The organism is Bacteroides sp. An51A, from assembly GCF_002161565.1.
GTDB lineage: Bacteria > Bacteroidota > Bacteroidia > Bacteroidales > Bacteroidaceae > Phocaeicola > Phocaeicola intestinalis.
This window is the reverse complement of the sequence record NZ_NFIC01000005.1, coordinates 367,184-385,631: the sequence shown is the minus strand read 5'-3', so window position 1 is coordinate 385,631 and position 18,448 is coordinate 367,184. Positions and strand designations below refer to the sequence as shown.

Here is an 18,448-nt window from a genome sequence, read left to right as displayed (position 1 = left end):
CTTGTCAAACCAGATAAAAAACTTTATGCACGAACACATCATCGAACTGTTAGACCAACGGCGGCTGAAAGAAGCACTCGTCCAGCTGCAAGCTTTTGCCGTAGAACTGGAAGACTGGCAATTGAATGCAGACATCGAAAGCCTGTCAACTACATACAATTATATGCTGCAATACGCAGCCCAAGGAGTAAACGACCCCGAACGTGGGAAAATGTACTGCCACTTGTGGAGAAGGGCATATGAACTGGCCGACAAGGCAAACTTCATCAAAACCGGAAAACGCGGAACTGGATATTTTGCCGACACCTACCGCCGGCAAATGCAACACCCTGCACATTCGTTGCAAGAATTGCAAATGACCTTGGAAATGTTAAGCGAAGACATGGCATTGTCACAACTGCCAGTGACCGAACCGTTGCAGACAGACAAAAAAGAAAATCCTTTTATCAGGCATGAACAGACGGTAGATGAATTATTTTACAAAATATGGACTTCGGCACAATGGTCGGAAAACGAACAGAACCAAGCCGAAGCCTTTCTCTCGTCATTGCTGATACCAGCCAACGATATTGCCGTGATGCTCAGTGCAACCACCCTCAGCCTGCTACACATATTCGACAGCCGCAAGTACCAATTCCTTATCAATGCCTATCAATCAGGCACCGACACGCTAGTCACCCAACGGGCACTGGTAGGTATCGCCCTGGTAGCATACTACCAAGAGGCACGCCTCAACCTCTATCCCGAACTGCTGGCTGCCCTTTCACTGCTCACCGATAAACCGAAAGCAGCTAAAGAACTGCTCACCATACAAATTCTACTCCTTCTTTCACGCGAAACAGAAAAGATAAGCAAAAAAATGCGTGAAGAAATCATCCCGCAAATGATGCGTTCTGCCAACATAGCCAAAACCGACCTGAAAATTTTAGACCTGGAAGAACTGGAAGACAAAAATCCGGAATGGAGCAAAGGAATGGCACAGGTGGAAAATACCATCCGTGAACTAGGCGAACTGCAAATGGAAGGAGCGGACACCTACATGAGCACATTCTCACAACTGAAAAGTTATCCTTTCTTCCGGGAAGCAGCACATTGGTTCTACCCATTTGATAAACAAACCCCCGAAATAGCTCCACTCTTCAAAGACGAAAAAGAAGGACAACGCTCAATGATGGGACTGATAATGGACTCACCAGTCTTCTGTAATTCAGACAAATACTCATTCTGCCTCACGCTTTTCAACCTGCCCGAACAACAACGTCAGTACATGACTTCGCAGTTCAATGCACAAACCGAAATGCAAGCGGAACAGATACAAGCACTTTCTGAAACATCAAAAGACTTTCAAAAACCCGAAATCGTCAGCCGGCAATACATCCACGACCTTTACCGCTTTTTCAAGCTATGGATGTACCGCAACGAAGTGGACGACATATTCAAAAGCAAACTTGACCTGTGGAACTGCCAAGCACTCGGTCCGCTGTTGCACCACACCGAAGCCATCAAGCACATCGCCGACCACCTGTTTGCCAAAGATTATATGGAAGAAGCATCACAGCTTTATCTCCGGCTGAGCCAGGAAGAAAAGCCCAACGCCGAAATCATGCAGAAGCTCGGCTACACCTACCAGAAAATGAAAAACTATGAGGAAGCCATCCGGGCATACCTTCAAGCCGACCTGCTCAAGCCCGACCATCTTTGGACTTTGAAGCATCTGGCACAATGCTACAAACGTACCCGACAATACTCAAAAGCATTGGAATACTACGAGAAAGTGAAAGAAATGAAGCCCGATGACTTGAATATTCTGCTCCAAATCGGACAATGCCTTGCCACTCTCCGCCGCTACAAGGAAGCATTGGCATACTTCTTCAAGGTTGAATACTTGGACAATGCACCTGCCAATGCACAGCGTGCCATAGGCTGGTGTTACTTCATGACCGGTAAATACGAAGATGCGCTCCGGTTCTATCGCAAACTGACAGATACACCCGATAATGTACCAATGGCCGACTGGCTGAACACCGGACACGCCTATCTGGCACTTGGAAAAATTCCAGAAGCCTTGGAACATTACCGGAAAGCTGAAAACAGCTGCATAAGCCATGAAGCATTTATCCAGAACTTCAAAAACGACAAAGAAGCATTACTTGAACAAGGCGTACCCGAAGACACACTTTACCTTATTCCAGATATGCTGTAAAAGACAAAAAAATGAATGCCCGCAAACAGCCAATACATACCCCTGAAAAATGAATATATACTGCATACGCAGTTGAATATATACTGCATACGCGGTTGAATATATACTGCATACGCGGTTGAATATATACTGCATACGCCTACGGATATATACTTCATCGGCAAATGCAGTACTACTGCGTTTTCAACTCAGTCAGATTGGCTAATTGCGGACATGCATTATTAAAAGGAAACAAGGTGCGCACGGAGTTCCTTTTCCAACCTCAAGCATACCTCTTCCATAGGAATTTCCATACCGGTTTCCTTGGCTAACGAGGTCACTCCCTTATCGATGAAGCCACACGGATGGATGTAACCGAAATAACGCAAATCGGTATTCACATTCAGTGCCAATCCGTGCATTGTGACAAAATGGCTGCTCCGTACTCCGATAGCACATATTTTCCGCTCAGAAGAAGTGCCGATGTCCAGCCATACTCCCGTAGCTCCCTTCACTCTTCCGCCCTCAATGCCATAGGAGCGGCACACACCGATAACTGCCTCTTCAAGTACCGAGACATATTCTTTCAATCCCAAATGAAAATCTTCCAGACAAAGGATGGGATAACACACCAGTTGCCCGGGTCCATGAAATGTAATGTCTCCTCCCCTGTCGATATGAAAAAGCTCTGCACCTATCCGCTTCAGTTGTTCTTTGCCCAACAACATATTCGTCTCTTTCCCGTGCTTTCCCAACGTATATACAGGGGGGTGCTCGCAAAACACCAACCGATTAATATAAGATACATGGCCGGCACGCGCCGCAATCACCTCATTAAACAAACGAGACTGGCGTTCCCATGCTTCCTGATAAGGAATCATACCCCAATTTTCTGTTTCCAACGATACTTTCATTTTGCCTTTCGCTTTATATTATGAATTCCGCATCCAGCCAATATCCCCCCCTGAAAACGAAGTTATATTCATAAACCATTCCAATCAACTGCTACAGCCCGCGAAGACAACTGAAACGGTAAAGTTGAGAAGCTGTTTTGAATTTCTCCAAAAAGTTTTTCTTGTCTTGATGTATCCGTTTTCGTGTGTGCTTTGGGCGATTTTTTGGTCTTTTTCGCTCCTGTTCTTCGTCAGATAGCCCGCTATCTTCCTCATCACAAAAGCGAAAATGCCTCAAAAACTCATCCCAAATCATCGCACGATAAATTCAAAACAGCTTCTTAATATATCTTCGTTTGGGAGACATCTTATCCGGTGACTGATTGCGGTATTTATTCCCGTTTTAGATCCCTTGATACAATTTCAGCCCGAAACGGGGAGCCATAGCCAGCAGATGATCGAAAATATCCGACTGGATACGTTCATACTCCCGCCACGCCTTGATGCGTGAAAAGAAATATACACGAATGGGCAGACCGTGCTCGGTAGGTTCTTTCTGCGAAATAATCAAGTCCAAATCCTGGTTCACCACCGGCAAACTCATCAGATAACGCTCGATGTAAACACGATACACCTGCGAATTGGTCGGCACCTGACCTTTGTCCGGCACATAACCGACAAGCAACGGAACATCTTTGCAAAGACGTTCTAATTCATCCGGAGCACAAAAGCGGATAGTATCCAAGTCCAGCCAGATGCGCTTATCCACCCGGCGTCCTCCACTTTCCTGCATTCCACGCCAATTTTGGAACGTACTGTTCACCATTGTATAAGGAGGTATGGTAGTAATGGTATTGTCCCAGTTTTGAATCTTCACCGTGTTCAGCGTAATTTCCTGCACTATCCCGTCGGCTGTCCCATTAGGCAAAGTCACCCAGTCACCAATCCGCAACATATCATTGGCAGAAAGCTGAATGCCCGACACAAATCCCAGAATACTATCCTTAAATACCAACATAAGCACCGTGGCAGCAGCCCCCAGACCGGCAAAAAGCGTCACGGGCGATTTATCGATAAGCGTGGCAACACTCAGTATACCTCCCAGGAAAAACAGTACCACCTGACATACCTGCACCAATCCGCGGATAGGATGGTTCTTCCGGATTTCTTTTGAATTGTAAATGTCGAGCATCACCAGCAACACCGCATTCAGAGTGAACAATATAGACACAATGATATAAACGGCACAGACACGCTGCGAAAAATCCAGCATCCCCTTCCCTTTCACGAAAGCCAAGGGCAAAAGCATATAAATCAACATGCCGGGGACGATGTGCAGCAGATGATGCACCACCTTGCGTTCTACCAGCAAGGTATTCCACTTTCGAGGGAACCGGCGTGTGTAACGCTTGATTCCTCCCACCACAATAGCTTGGAAGAAATAATTCAGGCCCACGGCCAACAATATGATGAGCGCAGCCACCACTGTTTCGTCGAACATATTGGCATACTTGGGTGAGAATCCCCACGAAATAAGCAAGTCGTTCATCCATCCACCCAACGTACCGATGTTTTGTATTGTTTCCATAAACAAATGTTTTTATAAATTATTACAAATAATAACACGCTAAAGATACAAGATGTTCAGCAGACCGGCAAGAAATCCCCCTAAGTTTTTTCCAACAGACCTTCTCCCGACATCCATTCCGTCATTCCCAAATCCATTCCGGATAACATACAGTTCTCATAAATATTTTTTCCACATCACCCTTTGCATAACGAAAGACGCGTGTACGTAGCAACCGACTGATATTTCCAACCTTTTTGCAAAAAGATTAAGAGAATATATACAAAAAATTCACAAACTTGTGTTATCTTTGTCATATCAAAATCAGAGGAACCTAAAACAAATGATATGAAGCATAGAACGAACTTATTTTTATCGCTGATATTCAGCGTCACGGGATGTTGCATGCTGCCGGGCTGCCTACAACAAGACAAAACGGAAACAGCACCACAAGTATGTACTGTGAGCACAGACACCATCATCTACCTGCAAGAAGGAGAAGAAGTTCCATCGTGCAAAATCAACTTGGATTTCTCGTACCTCAAACCAACGGCTGAAAACGATTCGGTATCACCTAGAATCAACGCAGCCATCCAAAAAACACTTTTCGGAAACGCTTTCATGACAATGACTCCCGACAAAGTACTTTCCACACTGGCAGACAATTACATACGCGGATACAGGACAGATGTAAAAGGACTGTTCGATGCTGACATGCACAATGGTATGAAACCAACCGACGTACCGGCATGGTACAACTACGAATACCAATTGAACACAGAAATGAAGCAAGGATACAACGGCGTATGGAATTACACACTGACTAATTTCCGTTATACAGGAGGTGCACATCCCAACACTGAAACCACCTGCCTGAACATCGATTCAAAAACGGGAACGATATTGAAAAAAAATGATGTATTCAACCCCAAAGATACCGCCAATATCTGCAAGCTCATCATGAACGAACTGATAAAAGAAACAAACCGAAGACTGAATACCGATACCATCACGTCATTGGACGGACTGCAAGAACAAGGCATCTTACTGGATACATATTTATACATACCGTCGAACTTCCTGCTGGAAAAAGAAGGAGTGACATTCTACTACAACCACTACGAAATAGCCCCTTACTCGGCCGGCGACTTCCGTTTACAGGTAAACTATGACGATATTCAACCTTATATGAAAAAGTAACAGTACAACCATGGACATCATTCTAAAGTACTTTCCTACCCTGACAGATACCCAAAAAGCACAATTTGAAGCATTGGGAGAACTTTATACCGACTGGAACAGCAAAATAAACGTCATTTCCAGAAAAGACATCGGAAACTTATACGAACACCACGTGTTACACTCACTAGGCATCGCAAAAATTATTTCGTTCCGGCCAGGAACAGAAGTGATGGACTTAGGTACAGGAGGTGGGTTCCCTGGCATTCCGCTTGCTATTCTCTTCCCCAAAGTGAAATTTCACCTGATAGACAGCATCGGGAAAAAGATAAAAGTAACTACGGAAGTGGCTAATGCTATCGGGCTGAAAAATGTAACCACACGCCAGTGCAGAGCTGAAGAAGAAAAAGCACAGTTCAATTTCGTTGTAAGCCGGGCTGTAATGCCACTGGCCGACCTGCTGAAATTAGTCCGAAAGAATATCAAGAAAGAGCAATGCAATGCCTTGCCCAACGGCTTGATTTGCCTGAAAGGCGGCGAGCTGCAACACGAAATTCTACCCGTAAGGCATCAGGCAATTGTCACGGAACTGACAAATTTCTTCAAGGAGGAATACTTCAATACGAAAAAGGTTGTGTATGTAAGCATAAACAAATAAAAAGTGACTCTACGAAAGCTATGACCATCAAACGTTTTCAATTCAATATGTTTCCCGTCAATTGCTACGTGATTTCCGACAAAACGGGAGAAGCAGCCATCATCGATGCAGGATGTTATTATCCAGAAGAAGAACAGCAACTGAAAAGATACATTAACGACAACAACCTGAATGTAAAACACTTGCTGAACACCCATCTCCATTTAGACCACATATTCGGCAACACATTCCTGTTGCGCGAATTGGGACTGAAAGCTAAAGCATGCAAGGAGGATGAATTCTTGCTGGAAAAGATGCCTGCCATGTGCCGTATGTTCGGATTTCCGCCCAACGCTGCCCCGGCAGAATTGGGAGGATACATAGCCGATGGCGACAAAATACAGTTTGGAGAAAGCACGTTGGAAGCCATCCATGTACCTGGACACTCTCCAGGAGGAATGGTATTCTACAATGCTGAAAACCAATGCATCTTCAGCGGAGACGTTCTGTTCCAAGGAAGTATAGGACGTGCCGACCTGGAAGGAGGAAACTATGACGAGTTGCTGGACAGTATTGCAACCCGTCTCTTCACCTTGCCTGATGAAACAATCGTATATCCCGGACACGGAGAACCGACCAGCATCGGACAAGAGAAAATGAACAACCCTTATTTTAAATAACAACCAGACAGACAAGTCGACAAGACATGAGGGAAACAAAATAAGAAATCTTGCCGACTTGCTCCTAAAAATCTAAAAACCATGAAGACAGACATTTTTGCCAACCGCCACATTGGCATTTCGGACTCCGACCTTCCCAAGATGTTGGAGAAAATAGGTGTCGGCACATTGGATGAACTCATTGACAAAACTATCCCGAAACAAATCCGACTGAAAAAACCGCTAGATCTGCCACCGGCAATGACCGAACGAGAATTTTCCGAACATATCACGCAGATGGCTTCGCACAATAAAGTCTACAAATCGTATATAGGTACGGGTTGGTATGATACAATTACTCCAGCCGTCATCCAACGTAATGTATTCGAAAACCCGGTCTGGTATACTTCGTACACACCTTATCAAACCGAAATCTCACAAGGACGCCTGGAAGCCCTCATCAATTTCCAGACTGTAATAAGCGACTTGACCGCCATGCCGCTCGCTAACTGCTCACTATTGGATGAAGCGACTGCAGCAGCTGAAGCCGCCACAATGATGTTCGCTTTACGTAGCCGCGCACAACAAAAGGCTGGCGCCAACACACTCTTTGTCGATCGGGAAATATTCCCACAGGTACAGGCAGTTATCCGCACACGTGCCATACCGCAAGGTATCGAAATAAAAACCGGTGACTATAAAAAACTGGAATTCACTCCCGACATATTTGGTTGCATTGTACAATATCCAAACAATAGCGGCAACATCGAAAACTACAGCAACTTTACCGCCCGTGCACATGAATCTGGATGCAAAGTAGCAGTAGACGCCGATATTTTAAGTCTAGCCCTGCTGGTTCCTCCCGGAGAATGGGGAGCCGACATTGTATTCGGAAGCACCCAGCGACTGGGTATACCTCTGTTCTATGGCGGGCCATCAGCTGCTTATTTCGCCACACGGGATGAATACAAGCGCAATATGCCAGGAAGAATCATCGGCCTCTCGAAAGACAAATATGGACATGTATGTTACCGGATGGCTTTACAAACACGAGAACAGCACATCAAACGTGAACGGGCAACATCGAATATCTGTACAGCCCAGGCACTGCTCGCTACCATGGCGGGTTTTTATGCTGTATGGCACGGTGCAAAAGGCATTAAAGAAATAGCCCAACGCATCCACAGCATAACCAACTGGCTAAACCTCCGGCTTACCGGCTTGGGATATATCGAACGGAATGAAACATTTTTCGATACACTCCGCCTTGGCCTTCCAGAAAATGTGTCGCAAGAAAAATTGCGCACCATTGCTTTGAGCAAAGAAGTAAACCTGCGCTATTTCGACAATGGCGATGTAGGTATCAGCATTGACGAAGCTACCACATTGGCAGATGCCAACCAACTCTTTATGATATTCGGCATCGCTGCAGAAGAAACGGTACATGAAGTAAAAGATATCACAGACAGTTCTTCAATCAGCCCCGACATGTGCCGCCGTTCACCTTTCCTTACCCACGAAGTATTCAGCCTTTATCACACGGAAACGGAAATGATGCGCTATATCAAGCGACTGGAACGCAAAGACATTTCCCTTACCCATTCCATGATTTCATTAGGGTCGTGTACCATGAAACTGAATGCCGCAGCCGAAATGTTACCACTTAGCAATTCGGCATGGATGAACATCCATCCGTTAGTGCCAGAAGAACAAGCCCAAGGATACCATGAACTGATAGAAAACCTTTCCAAACAATTGCTTGCCATCACAGGTTTTGACGGCATTACTTTTCAGCCCAATTCAGGAGCAGCCGGCGAATATACAGGACTGCGCATCATCCGCAGTTATTTGGAAAGTATCGGACAAGGGCATCGGAACTTGATTCTGATTCCAGCATCAGCTCACGGAACCAACCCGGCATCTGCTGTACAAGCTGGATACGAAACCTTGACTTGTGCCTGTGACGAACACGGAAACGTAGACGTAAATGACTTACGCGAAAAAGCAGAAGCCAACAAAAATCGTCTTGCGGCACTTATGATTACCTATCCGTCTACTCATGGCATTTTCGAAAGCGACATTATGGAAATCTGCCAGATTATCCATGCCTGTGGAGCACAAGTATATATGGACGGCGCAAACATGAATGCGCAAGTGGGACTGACAAATCCAAGTACCATCGGGGCAGACCTGTGCCACCTCAACCTGCACAAAACATTTGCCAGTCCACATGGAGGAGGCGGTCCAGGTGTAGGTCCAGTTTGCGTATCCGAACACTTGATTCCATTCTTGCCAGGTCACAATCTGTTCGGGAATGACACTAATGAAGTTTCATCTGCCCCATACGGAAGTGCCGGCATCTTACCCATTACTTATGGGTACATTTCAATGATGGGTGCAAAAGGACTGGAACAAGCCACAAAAACAGCTATCCTCAATGCCAATTATCTGGCAGCATGCCTGAGCGACACCTATGGTACAGTATATCGGGGAACAAACGGCTATGTGGGGCACGAAATGATTCTGGAATGTCGCAATATCCACGAAGAAAGCGGAATAACAGAAAACGACATTGCCAAACGTCTGATGGATTACGGTTATCACGCTCCGACCCTATCATTCCCTGTACACGGCACATTAATGATAGAACCTACCGAAAGTGAAAGTTTAAGTGAACTTGACAACTTTATAGACTGTATGCTCTCCATCTGGCACGAAATAGAAGAAATCAAAAATGGCGAAGCATCAAAAGAGGACAATGTGCTAGTCAATGCCCCTCATCCCGAATACGAAGCCGTATCAGATCGATGGCAACATTTTTACACACGTGAAAAAGCTGTCTATCCGACAACAAGTGTACGAGAAAACAAATTCTGGATAAATGTGGCACGCGTAGACAACACATTGGGAGACCGCAAACTATTGCCTACACGCTACGGTTCATTTACAGATTAAAAAAGACAGATAAAGACAATAAAGAAAGGCTCAAAATAGCATTTGGGATTAAAGTCAAGACATGAAGCAAGAGAAATCCTTCCTTTCTTACCTTATATATTATAAAGTATAAAGGACTTCATATCATAAGTATAAAACCAAGACATCTCATTTTCTATCTTGAGCCATTTCTTTTGATTAAAGATTCATCGGTCTCGAAAACCTATCATAAAAAAGTACCTGTTGAGACGTCTGCTAAAATCATATTTCCCCAAGTATGCAGAAAGTGAAACACGCTTTCCAGACAATATCACGGTTTTTCTTTTAATGAATTTTCCAGACGGATAAGCTCATCACGATATTGTGCAGCTTCAATGAAATCCAGTTTCTTAGCCGCTTCCTGCATCAGCTTCCGAGTGCGATTGATGCTTTTCTGCAACTGTTCTTTTGACATGTATTGTACAATCGGGTCTGCCGCAGCATAGAACTGTTCCGGAGCATCGGTGTAAGCCTTAGGTTGTTTCGAAACCGGTGTCTCGGTATCTGTCTTTTCAAGCAAAACGTTGTTGTATGCCCGCTTGATTTGTTGAGGCGTGATGCCATGTGCTTCGTTGTAAGCCAGCTGCTTGATGCGGCGGCGATTCGTTTCATCGATAGTCAGCCGCATACTGTCAGTTATCCTGTCGGCATACATAATGACTTTCCCATTAACATTCCGAGCTGCCCTGCCGGCTGTCTGGGTCAACGACCGGTGTGAACGAAGAAAGCCTTCCTTATCCGCGTCCAATATGGCAACCAGCGACACTTCAGGCAGGTCAAGCCCTTCACGAAGCAAATTGACCCCAATCAACACATCGTAGGTACCTTGGCGCAAATCGTCCATTATCCTCACACGCTCCAGTGTCTCTACATCGCTATGTATGTAAGTGCAACGGATACCATGGTTGAGCAAGTATTCAGTCAGTTCTTCTGCCATACGCTTGGTAAGCGTGGTGACAAGTACACGTTCCTGCATTTCAATACGTTGCTGAATTTCTTCCATCAGGTCGTCCACTTGGTTCATACTGGGACGCACCTCAATAACCGGATCCAATAAACCAGTAGGACGGATGACTTGTTCCACGACAATTCCTTCACTTTGCTCCAGTTCGTAATCGTCTGGGGTAGCACTGACATAAATAACCTGCTTCACCATTTCCTGAAACTCGTCAAACTTCAACGGGCGGTTATCCATAGCTGCCGGCAAACGAAACCCATATTTAATCAGGTTTTCCTTACGGGCACGGTCACCTCCATACATAGCACGAATTTGCGGCACACTGACATGACTCTCATCGATAACCATCAGAAAATCTTTCGGGAAAAAGTCGAGCAAGCAATAAGGACGGGTACCTGCCTCCCTACCATCGAAGTATCTTGAATAATTCTCAATACCGGAACAATGCCCCAGTTCGCGAAGCATTTCCATGTCATAAGTAACACGTTCGTACAAACGCTTGGCTTCGAACGTTTTTCCCTGATCTTCAAAAAAAGCCACTTGTTTGGTAAGGTCGTCTTCTATTTCGTGAATAGCCCGGAGCACACTTTCCTTTGTAGTCATGAACAGATTGGCCGGGTAAATTCTGTACTCGTCAAATTCTGCCTGCCTGTGCCCTGAAACCGGGTCTATCTCTTCAATAGTATCTATTTCGTCATCCCAAAACATCACCCTCAAAGCACTGTCGGTATAAGCGAGATAAATATCCACCGTATCTCCTTTTACCCGGAAGTTTCCCCGGTTCAGTTCAATATCGTTTCTGACATAGAGACTGTCTACCAATTTTCTGAGAAAGACATTCCGATCTATCCGTTTGCCTTTCTTAATGTCTATTACGTTATTGTAAAAATCTGCCGGATTACCCATTCCATAAATACAGGATACAGATGATACCACAATGACATCTTTCCTGCCAGAAAGCAAAGCCGAGGTAGCAGCAAGCCTCAACTTGTCAATTTCCTCGTTTATGGCAAGATCTTTCTCTATGTAAGTATCAGTAGAGGGGATATAAGCTTCCGGCTGATAGTAATCGTAGTAGGAAACATAATATTCTACGGCATTGTTCGGAAAGAAATTTTTAAACTCACCATACAATTGAGCGGCAAGTGTCTTGTTGTGACTCAGAATCAACGTTGGCTTGTTGATGTTCTTGATGACATTGGCAATGGTAAACGTCTTACCCGACCCAGTCACACCAAGCAGCGTCTGGGCAGGAATGCCATTTTTTACTCCTTCGGTCAATTGCGCGATAGCTTCCGGCTGGTCGCCAGTAGGCTGGTAGTCTGATACGAGTTCAAAATTCATACGGCTATGTTTAAAAAGCGTGTAAAGTTACACAATAATTTTTATCGGAATGGAACAGACGAGATTTTTTGTATTAAAAATTATTGAGATGTTGCATTATTCGGCAGAAAGCCGTAATTTTGCACAACTATATAGATTGATATGAAAAAGTACATCGTTATGGCATTGCTTCTTGGCGGAGTGTTGTCTTCGTGCGGGGAGTATAATACCGTACTTAAAAGTACGGACTACGAATATAAATATGAGGCAGCCAAAGGGTATTTTGCCAAAGGTCAGAACAGCCGGGCTGCAACCTTGCTGGAAGAACTGATTTCTATCTTGAAAGGAACGGCCAATGCAGAAGAGTCAGCATATATGTTGGCTATGACGTATTTCAACCAAGGCGATTATATTTCGGCTTCTCATTATTTTAATGTGTATTACACTACTTACCCGCGTGGAACCTATACTGAATTGGCACGCTTTTTCTGTGGAAAATCGCTGTATCTGGATACACCTGAACCGCGGTTGGACCAGACAAGCACTTATAAAGCCATTCAGGAATTACAGATGTTCATCGAATACTTTCCGACAAGTTCACGCAAGGAAATAGCCCAAAACATGATTTACGAATTGCAAGACAAACTGGTGGAAAAAGAATACTTGTCTGCAAAACTGTATTACGACCTAGGTTCGTACACAGGAAACACCTCGTATAGCAGTACGGGTAACAATTATCTTGCAGCCGTTGTGACAGCACAGAATGTCTTACGGGATTATCCCTATACCAAACGGCGGGAAGATCTTTCGATTCTGATTCTCCGGGCCAAATATGATATGGCAAAAGAAAGTGTCCTTGAAAAGAAGGAAGAACGTATGCGCGAAGCAATAGACGAGTATTATGCATTCAAAAACGAATTTCCCGAAAGCAAGTATATGCCGGAAGTGGAAAAAATCTTCAAGGATGCCAGCCAATACATAAAAGACGAAAATTAATCAAAGGTTTATAATAAAGTAAAATTATGGATTACAAAAAAACAAACGCTCCGACCAATACCATTACCCGTAACCTGATGGAATTGTGTGAAGACACGGGTAATATCTATGAAACCGTAGCTATTATCGGTAAGCGCGCAAATCAGATCGGCGTAGAAATGAAGAACGATTTGTCTAAAAAACTTCAAGAATTTGCTTCTTACAATGATAATTTGGAGGAAGTGTTCGAGAACAGGGAGCAGATTGAAATTTCACGTTATTATGAAAAATTGCCGAAACCAACATTGATTGCCACCCAAGAATATATTGAAGGCAAGGTATATTACCGCAATCCGGCCAAGGAAAAAGAAAAATTACAATAATCGAATTAAAAACAGGCACAGATACGTATTGTTACCAGACTTTCCAGAATAAGGGAAAAGGTATAAGAATACGCTTCTGTGTCTTTTTGTTCTAGAAAAGAAAGACTAGTTATGATACAACGTATTCAAACAGTTTATTTATTTGTGGCTACAGTACTGCTGGCAATCGCGATGTCGGTACCTGTGGGATATTTTTATACAGAAACCAGTGTGGCTGTGTTAAGCAATCTGTCTGTTATCGCTGCAGACGGTACCTCAAATTACACACCGGGAGTAATGTTTGTGCTCCTGTTCATAGCTGCCTTACTTGCATTCGTCACCATTTTCTTCTATAAAAAACGTATGCGGCAAATCCGCTTGGCTATATTCAGTAATGTGGTTTTGGTAGCATACTATCTCGTAGTAGGAATATATGCTTATTCTGTATTGGCGGCATACGGTAGCTTCACCCCCTCATGGGCAATTTGCTTGCCATTTATTTCGCTTGTGCTGAATTGGCTTGCCATCCGTGGCATAAAGAACGACGAAAAATTAGTACGCTCTTACAACACAATCCGTTAAACTGCCTGAAGCACTCTTCTATTTAATTATAATGAATGTCCGCATTCAGCCAATACAATACCTCTGAAAAATGAATATATACTGCATCCGCGGTTGAATATAACTGCATCCGCCTACGAATATATCTTCATCGGCAAACGCAGTAGTACTGCGTTTACAACTCAACTGGACCGGCTAATTGCGGACATTCTTTTTAGCTAATTACAATACCAGAAAATCAGTAAAAAAATCAAGAGATAAGATACCGTCAGTCATCTTTCTTCATTCGTTTTTTACTAAAGAATACAACAACTAAACAAAAAAATTATGTGTGGAATCGTAGGATACATCGGACAAAAACAAGCTTACCCCATCCTGATAAAAGGGTTAAAACGACTGGAATACCGTGGATATGACAGTGCCGGAGTAGGGCTGATCAATGAATACCACAAGCTAAATGTGTATAAAGCTAAAGGAAAAGTTTTGAATCTGGAAGAACTCACCACGCAAAAAGATGTGACAGGATGCATCGGCATCGCCCATACACGCTGGGCTACACACGGAGAACCATGCCAAGCTAACGCTCACCCGCACGTGTCTCAATCAGGAAACCTGGCATTGGTACACAATGGTATCATTGAGAATTACGCCCTTTTGCGCGAACAACTCCAACAAAAAGGATATACCTTTAAAAGTTCGACCGATACCGAAGTGCTGGTCCAACTCATAGACTACATCCAGACCAGTTCGCATATTGACCTGCTGGATGCTATCCGGATAGCCTTACACCGCGTTATCGGAGCATACGCCATCGCCGTTATTGACCGACGACAACCAGGCCGCATTCTTGCGGCACGCAAAAGCAGCCCATTAATAATCGGCGTAGGAAGTGACGAATTTTTTCTGGCATCAGATGCTACTCCTATCGTAGAATATACAGACAAAGTGGTTTACCTGCAGGATAATGAAATAGCGGTACTCGAACCTAGGAAAGCACTTAAGGTAGTCAATCTTGAAAACGAACTACAACTGGCCGAAGTGAAAAAAATAGACCTGAACATCGGCCGGCTGGAAAAAGACGGATACCCACATTTCATGCTGAAAGAAATATTCGAGCAACCCGAATGCATCAACGACTGCATGCGTGGAAGAGTGAACAAAGAGACTCATGAAGTACAGCTCTCTGCCATAAGCGAACATAAAGAGCGCCTGCTTGGAGCACGAAGATTCATCATTGTAGCTTGCGGTACCTCATGGCATGCCGGACTTATCGGGAAACAACTCATCGAAACCTTCTGCCGCATCCCTGTGGAAGTGGAATACGCCTCGGAGTTCCGTTATCGCAATCCGGTGATTGACAATGGAGATGTAGTTATTGCCCTCTCACAATCAGGTGAAACAGCCGACACGCTGGCAGCCATCGAATTGGCAAAAGAAAAAGGAGCTTTCGTATACGGCATCTGCAACGTAGTAGGTTCGTCCATTCCACGAAACACGGATACTGGTTCATACATCCATGTAGGTCCCGAAATCGGGGTGGCATCCACCAAAGCCTTTACCGGCCAGGTAACAGTGCTAACCCTCTTTGCCCTGGCACTGAGCAAAGAAAAGCAACTTATTAATGACACAACGTACCGCTGTATCATTGACGAACTGGAGCAGATACCAGAAAAAATAAAAGAGGTATTAAAACAAAACCAAAACATTGCCGAATTATCGCGCATATTCACATATGCACACAATTTCATCTACTTAGGACGCGGATACAGCTATCCTGTAGCATTGGAAGGTGCACTGAAATTAAAAGAAATCTCGTATATTCATGCCGAAGGCTATCCGGCTGCCGAAATGAAACATGGCCCCATCGCTTTGATAGACACAGAAATGCCCGTAGTAGTCATTGCCACACAAAATGCAATGTATGAAAAAATAATAAGCAACATTCAGGAAATCAAGGCACGAAAAGGGCACATCATCGCTTTAATAAACCCGAACGACACGATAATCAGCAAACTGGCAGACGAATGCATCGAAATACCAGAAACTCTGGAATGCCTGGAACCACTCATTACCACTATTCCCCTCCAACTATTAGCCTACCATATTGCCGTATGCAAAGGCAAAGATGTAGACCAACCACGGAACTTGGCAAAATCGGTTACAGTAGAATAGCGACACGTCAATAAGTTGACAAGGTTTTCTGATACATTAACTACTCAAAACCTTGTCAACTTATAATGATATCTCGTCAACTTTGGTTACTCCACATACAATACCAATCCTTTCAAATATTCTCCTTCAGGATGATAGATATTTACCGGATGGTCACCGGGCTGAGTCAGCTGGTGCAAGATACGCACACTACGCCCTGCCTGAGCAGCAGCTGTAAAGACCGCATTGCGAAAATTATCCTTCGTTACCACCTGCGAACAGGAGAAAGTAAACAGAATCCCTCCCGGACGAATCTTCTCGAAAGCTTTTGCGTTGAGTTTGGTATATCCACGCAAGGCATTACGAAGTGCGTCACGGTGCTTGGCAAAAGCCGGTGGATCAAGAATAATCAAATCATACTGTTCTCCCATACGGTCAAGATACTTGAATGCATCTTCGGCAAATGCCTGATGACGCACATCGCCAGGAAAATTCAACTGCACATTTTCATTAGTAAGGTCGATTGCTTTCGAAGAACTGTCTACAGAATGTACCAGTCTGGCACCTCCGCGCATTGCATAGAACGAAAATCCACCTGTATAGCAGAACATATTAAGTACATTTCTCCCTGCTGCATAACGTTCCAATAAGCGACGGTTTTCCCGCTGGTCGACAAAAAAACCTGTTTTTTGTCCTTTAAGCCAGTCAACATGAAACTTCAAACCATTTTCCATCGCTACATTATCTACACTTCCACCTCGGATAAATCCATTTTCAGTAGCCAGCAAATCGGCCTTGAAAGGCAACGTGGTTTCCGACTTGTAATAGATATTCTGAACCGTATCATCCATCACTTCGGACAAAGCGGCAGCTATTTCCATCCGGTCCAGGTGCATTCCTGCCGAATGAGCCTGCATCACAGCCGTCTTACCATAAATATCAACTATCAAGCCGGGCAAGTTATCGCCTTCACCATGCACCAGACGATAAGTATTGGTCTGCGGATTACCAATCAGTCCCAAAGCCTCACGTACCTTCCGTGCACACGACAATTTACGTACCCAAAAAGCACGGTCAACCGGTTCTTGTACAAACGAAAGTACCCGTACTGCAATGCTTCCAATCTGGAAATGTCCGCAAGCGATAAATTCCTTCTCCGATGTATATACATCTACTACTTCTCCTTCTTCCGGTTCATTCTCTACCCGAGCTATGGCACCTGAGAAAATCCAAGGATGAAAACGCTTCAATGATTCTTCCTTTCCGGATTTCAAATAGACTCTTTTATATGACACGTTATATAATATTTATTAATAGATTAAACGATTGATATCAGACAAAGAAAGGTCCCCAAAGACTCCCTATGCTGTTGAAACTATTCACCAGCCTTCTCCTCTACCTTTTCAATGCGGTAGTTGCCATGACTCCGAAGGTCTTCAAGATAACTGTAAATTTCCACACATGCCCAAGCATCTGTAGCAGCATACAACTGCTGTGCTTCAGTAAGCACCTCTGCCTCCCAATTGGAAAGGCGTTGCGCCTTCGATATTTTCTTGCCAAAAAGCAATGCATAGATTTTTTGCAGACTTTTCTCTTCAATACCGAAATGCGGCACATAATCCTGCAACTCTATCCAGTTTCCGTCACGCAAATCACCTCCATTCCGCTTACGGAGCACAGCAAAATCATCGCGCAACGACAATCCTACCTTCAACACATCATTCTGCAAAAATTCTTCCAGAAAATCGGGAAGTCCCAAATGGTTCAAGCGGAACAAGAAACACGTGTCATAAGTAGCTATTTGCAAAAGAGCGACCTTATGAGTCATCCCTTTACGGAAAGAAGGACGTGTCTCGGTATCCACCCCTACTACAGAATGCGTGTTCAAGTAATCGATTGCCTTACGTGCTTCCGTTTCGGTGTAGATAACAAAAATGCGCCCCGAGAAACTAACCTTCGGCATCTCAGACACTTCTTGTTTGGATATCTTATTCTGTAATATAATCATAAATGTTTTTTGAGTTCTCA

Annotated in this window: 15 protein-coding genes; 9 read left to right on the top strand and 6 right to left on the bottom strand. The window is 44.2% G+C overall.

Annotation, left to right across the window (positions count from 1 at the left end; genetic code table 11):
• The first annotated feature begins 25 nt into the window (after window positions 1-25).
• On the top strand, window positions 26-2,203 hold the full coding sequence (locus B5G04_RS12075; protein WP_087247388.1) for a CDC27 family protein: 2,178 nt from the start codon (window positions 26-28) through the stop codon (window positions 2,201-2,203).
• 221 nt (window positions 2,204-2,424) lie between these two features.
• On the opposite strand, the gene lipB is transcribed toward B5G04_RS12075, so the two are convergent.
• The 3 genes from lipB to B5G04_RS12065 all read right to left on the bottom strand — a co-directional run bounded on the left by lipB (window position 2,425) and on the right by B5G04_RS12065 (window position 4,645).
• Window positions 2,425-3,096: a lipoyl(octanoyl) transferase LipB gene (gene lipB / locus B5G04_RS12070; RefSeq protein ID WP_022039325.1), complete on the bottom strand. Its 672-nt coding sequence runs from the start codon at window positions 3,094-3,096 to the stop codon at window positions 2,425-2,427.
• 91 nt (window positions 3,097-3,187) lie between these two features.
• The gene (locus B5G04_RS19875; RefSeq protein WP_158100101.1) at window positions 3,188-3,391 is read right to left on the bottom strand and encodes a hypothetical protein; all 204 of its coding nucleotides are present in this window, start codon (window positions 3,389-3,391) and stop codon (window positions 3,188-3,190) included.
• An 87-nt stretch (window positions 3,392-3,478) separates the two neighbouring features.
• A complete protein-coding gene (locus B5G04_RS12065; RefSeq protein ID WP_204247017.1) occupies window positions 3,479-4,645 on the bottom strand; it encodes a mechanosensitive ion channel domain-containing protein in 1,167 nt (388 codons plus the stop codon).
• A gap of 345 nt (window positions 4,646-4,990) precedes the next feature.
• Between B5G04_RS12065 and B5G04_RS12060 the strand changes: the two genes are divergently transcribed.
• The 4 genes from B5G04_RS12060 (at window position 4,991) to gcvP (ending at window position 10,072) form a co-directional block, all read left to right on the top strand.
• A complete protein-coding gene (locus tag B5G04_RS12060; RefSeq protein ID WP_087247392.1) occupies window positions 4,991-5,842 on the top strand; it encodes an RsiV family protein in 852 nt (283 codons plus the stop codon).
• A 10-nt stretch (window positions 5,843-5,852) separates the two neighbouring features.
• Window positions 5,853-6,479 (top strand): 16S rRNA (guanine(527)-N(7))-methyltransferase RsmG, encoded by a 627-nt coding sequence (gene rsmG, locus B5G04_RS12055; RefSeq protein ID WP_087247394.1) that lies wholly within the window; start codon window positions 5,853-5,855, stop codon window positions 6,477-6,479.
• Between the two features lie 20 nt (window positions 6,480-6,499).
• Complete coding sequence (locus tag B5G04_RS12050) at window positions 6,500-7,138, top strand: MBL fold metallo-hydrolase (protein ID WP_022039329.1); 639 nt, start codon at window positions 6,500-6,502, stop codon at window positions 7,136-7,138.
• Between the two features lie 81 nt (window positions 7,139-7,219).
• On the top strand, window positions 7,220-10,072 hold the full coding sequence (gene gcvP, locus B5G04_RS12045) for an aminomethyl-transferring glycine dehydrogenase (protein ID WP_087397336.1): 2,853 nt from the start codon (window positions 7,220-7,222) through the stop codon (window positions 10,070-10,072).
• Between the two features lie 289 nt (window positions 10,073-10,361).
• Here the strand turns inward: gcvP and uvrB are convergent, their stop codons facing one another.
• The gene (gene uvrB / locus B5G04_RS12040) at window positions 10,362-12,392 is read right to left on the bottom strand and encodes an excinuclease ABC subunit UvrB (protein WP_087397335.1); all 2,031 of its coding nucleotides are present in this window, start codon (window positions 12,390-12,392) and stop codon (window positions 10,362-10,364) included.
• Between the two features lie 141 nt (window positions 12,393-12,533).
• Between uvrB and bamD the strand changes: the two genes are divergently transcribed.
• From bamD to glmS, 4 genes are all read left to right on the top strand, one after another.
• A complete protein-coding gene (bamD, locus tag B5G04_RS12035) occupies window positions 12,534-13,367 on the top strand; it encodes an outer membrane protein assembly factor BamD (protein WP_087209402.1) in 834 nt (277 codons plus the stop codon).
• Window positions 13,368-13,393: 26 nt separating this feature from the next.
• Entirely contained in the window at window positions 13,394-13,729 is a 336-nt protein-coding gene (locus B5G04_RS12030; RefSeq protein ID WP_022039334.1) for a DNA-directed RNA polymerase subunit omega, read from the top strand.
• Between the two features lie 111 nt (window positions 13,730-13,840).
• Complete coding sequence (locus B5G04_RS12025; RefSeq protein WP_022039335.1) at window positions 13,841-14,290, top strand: DUF4293 domain-containing protein; 450 nt, start codon at window positions 13,841-13,843, stop codon at window positions 14,288-14,290.
• A gap of 306 nt (window positions 14,291-14,596) precedes the next feature.
• Window positions 14,597-16,441, top strand: a complete 1,845-nt coding sequence (gene glmS, locus B5G04_RS12020) for a glutamine--fructose-6-phosphate transaminase (isomerizing) (protein ID WP_087397333.1) — start codon at window positions 14,597-14,599, stop codon at window positions 16,439-16,441.
• A gap of 86 nt (window positions 16,442-16,527) precedes the next feature.
• On the opposite strand, the gene B5G04_RS12015 is transcribed toward glmS, so the two are convergent.
• Both B5G04_RS12015 and B5G04_RS12010 read right to left on the bottom strand, forming a co-directional pair.
• Window positions 16,528-17,715: a class I SAM-dependent rRNA methyltransferase gene (locus B5G04_RS12015; protein ID WP_022039337.1), complete on the bottom strand. Its 1,188-nt coding sequence runs from the start codon at window positions 17,713-17,715 to the stop codon at window positions 16,528-16,530.
• An 80-nt stretch (window positions 17,716-17,795) separates the two neighbouring features.
• Complete coding sequence (locus B5G04_RS12010) at window positions 17,796-18,428, bottom strand: 3'-5' exonuclease (RefSeq protein WP_022039338.1); 633 nt, start codon at window positions 18,426-18,428, stop codon at window positions 17,796-17,798.
• Window positions 18,429-18,448: the final 20 nt, after the last annotated feature.

Excerpts from the sequence above, each read along its gene's own strand:
- rsmG (WP_087247394.1), top strand. The coding sequence starts at position 5,853 with ATGGACATCATTCTAAAGTACTTTCCTACCCTGACAGATACCCAAAAA.
- B5G04_RS19875 (WP_158100101.1), bottom strand. The coding sequence starts at position 3,391 with ATGATTTGGGATGAGTTTTTGAGGCATTTTCGCTTTTGTGATGAGGAA.
- glmS (WP_087397333.1), top strand. The coding sequence starts at position 14,597 with ATGTGTGGAATCGTAGGATACATCGGACAAAAACAAGCTTACCCCATC.
- lipB (WP_022039325.1), bottom strand. The coding sequence starts at position 3,096 with ATGAAAGTATCGTTGGAAACAGAAAATTGGGGTATGATTCCTTATCAG.
- uvrB (WP_087397335.1), bottom strand. The coding sequence starts at position 12,392 with ATGAATTTTGAACTCGTATCAGACTACCAGCCTACTGGCGACCAGCCG.
- gcvP (WP_087397336.1), top strand. The coding sequence starts at position 7,220 with ATGAAGACAGACATTTTTGCCAACCGCCACATTGGCATTTCGGACTCC.
- B5G04_RS12025 (WP_022039335.1), top strand. The coding sequence starts at position 13,841 with ATGATACAACGTATTCAAACAGTTTATTTATTTGTGGCTACAGTACTG.
- bamD (WP_087209402.1), top strand. The coding sequence starts at position 12,534 with ATGAAAAAGTACATCGTTATGGCATTGCTTCTTGGCGGAGTGTTGTCT.
- B5G04_RS12010 (WP_022039338.1), bottom strand. The coding sequence starts at position 18,428 with ATGATTATATTACAGAATAAGATATCCAAACAAGAAGTGTCTGAGATG.
- B5G04_RS12030 (WP_022039334.1), top strand. The coding sequence starts at position 13,394 with ATGGATTACAAAAAAACAAACGCTCCGACCAATACCATTACCCGTAAC.
- B5G04_RS12075 (WP_087247388.1), top strand. The coding sequence starts at position 26 with ATGCACGAACACATCATCGAACTGTTAGACCAACGGCGGCTGAAAGAA.
- B5G04_RS12050 (WP_022039329.1), top strand. The coding sequence starts at position 6,500 with ATGACCATCAAACGTTTTCAATTCAATATGTTTCCCGTCAATTGCTAC.
- B5G04_RS12060 (WP_087247392.1), top strand. The coding sequence starts at position 4,991 with ATGAAGCATAGAACGAACTTATTTTTATCGCTGATATTCAGCGTCACG.